Annotated in this window: 2 protein-coding genes and 1 pseudogene; all 3 read left to right on the forward strand. The window is 39.2% G+C overall.

Annotated elements, in window-relative coordinates; all coding sequences use genetic code 11:
* Positions 1 to 222 precede the first annotated feature (222 nt).
* Positions 223 to 900, forward strand: coding sequence for a hypothetical protein (locus tag K6G87_RS12045; RefSeq protein WP_296837553.1), 678 nt, complete (start codon positions 223 to 225; stop codon positions 898 to 900).
* Positions 901 to 929: 29 nt separating this feature from the next.
* Positions 930 to 1778 carry a hypothetical protein gene (locus K6G87_RS12050; protein ID WP_296837555.1) on the forward strand — a complete coding sequence of 283 codons (849 nt, stop codon included), beginning with the start codon at positions 930 to 932 and terminating at the stop codon, positions 1776 to 1778.
* A gap of 62 nt (positions 1779 to 1840) precedes the next feature.
* Positions 1841 to 2102 (forward strand): annotated as a pseudogene (locus tag K6G87_RS12055) (FlxA-like family protein); the annotation flags it as partial.

Consider the following 2102-nt stretch of genomic DNA (forward strand, 5'->3'; position numbering starts at 1 on the left):
TCTTGCAATTATGCCATACGTAGCAGACTAATAGTCAGCAATAAGGTATATAATTATAAGACACTTTTTAGAAGAGATTCTAAGAAGTGTCTTTTTTTGTATGTGTATCTTTACATTTTTTCTTATTCAAATTCGTTAAATAATATGTTATTGATAACAATAATAAAATTGATAACAAGTATTAACCGTTAACAGATGTTATCTGATAAAGATGATATAAGGATGAGCGAAGGAGTAATTATGCAAGGGATGCATCTATGCGTAGGCTATCTTAAAAGAGATCTAGAAGATATATGTGATACGGTTACAATACAGAGAAACAAAATAGATGTTTGCGATTATGGAGATACTATCATTGGAAGTGCTAAAAGCATGATGATGTCAAGGAAAAAGCTGGGATGTGACATTGGAATGTCTTTTGCATGGGATGACAGTTATATGGTTCTGAAAAAGAGGCTGGAAAAGATAATAGATAGAAAAGCATACAATACAAAGGCGCTCGCGACCGGAATAGCTTTGATGATAATTGTTGTCACTGCTACTATAGGCATTATTAAGGCTTGTTCATATAAAAGAACAAATGATATAGGAATGATAAGTTCTGTTTGTTATACAGGTGACCTTGATAATATCTATACTGATTTTGACCAGGCTGTTGTGACAGATTTTGATGATGAGTACATTTATATTGATGGGAAAGCTTTGCTTAACAAATATCCCGAGGCGCTATCAGAAGAGGGATGGTTCTATTTTGCAGTGGGAGGTTACTATAAGATTCCGGGAATTGGCGGCGGTGGCGGATGGGGAGAAATTGGCGCTGGGGAAATACATGAAGGAACCATAAGAATTCAGAATCATACTGAAATAGATATCTGGAACCGCATTATCATGTGGTTATGAGCAGTTTACTGCGAACAGGAGGTGATCATGTGAATGGCGGATGGGAAGTGAATGTAAGCGGGAATACGACGCATTACAGAAAAAAACTCTATGATGCCTATGGCAATCATGTTGGAACCATTGGAATCTGCAAGCCTACAAAGCAGACAGGAAAGAAAAAGAAACCGGTTCTGTACAGCTTTAAGCAGGTTTCTTCACAGGTATTACAGGCAAAAACATCTACGAAGGCCATGCAGGTTTCGAATGGCATACGTGCCAAAATTGGATTGTTGAAGAAGCAGCTTAAAAATGGTGATGTGGATGAAGAAGAGATCCTCAGAGCTATACTTCATGCTGAAATGGTCATGAGAGCCTGCGATAAGAAAAAGAAGAACCTCAAGATGGAAGAGACTGCTGAAAGAAACCTTGAGGGAGCTGAAGAGATTCCTGCTGAGCCAGAAGAAGCCGCTCCGGATGCGGAATCAGAAGAAGAGATAAGAGAACTTGAGCAGGAAGAGTTTGAGGCTCTGATGGAGAAGCTGGAACTTAGTGCTGATGAGATGATGGAAATGGCCGAAGAAACTGTAGAGCTTGATGAGGAACTTGATGAGATGTCAGAAGCTCTATCAGGCTCTATGACATCGGAAGACCTTGAGCAGCTCAAGGTTAAGCACAGATCAGATGAGGCCAGGGATATATTAAAAGCAGATCTTAAATATCTTAAGGCATTATTTGACAGGTTACAGTCAGAAAAAGAGAATGCAGGAAAGGCAAACTTTTCAGGAAATTATGATAGTGGAGTATCACTTTCACTTGGTGGAGGAATGGATATGCCAGTAATGACAACACAGGAAGTACAGCAACCAGATATCGGTGGATCGATGGATATTGAAGTGTGAATAGTAGCGATTTTTTTTACCTTGATGGTTAACAAATGTTAATAAAAAGAAAGGAGGCGCAGATGGCTATTTCAAATGTTATGACAAGATCTCTCTTATGTGCCAGTTCTGCGATGAAGCAGGTAAGAGCACAGGAAGGAATCAAAAAGCAGATGGAAGGCAAAACTGGCGTTCTGAAAGCAGAGATAAAACAAGATTCCGGCAGAGGCGGTGATACAGCCAAAAAGGAAGAAGAACTTGCCGTAATGGAAAAGAAAGCAACTGATATCGGAAATATGCAGATGAATCAGTTGTCAGAGATGAATAAGAACATGGATAAGGCTC

This window comes from Butyrivibrio sp., from assembly GCF_024699075.1.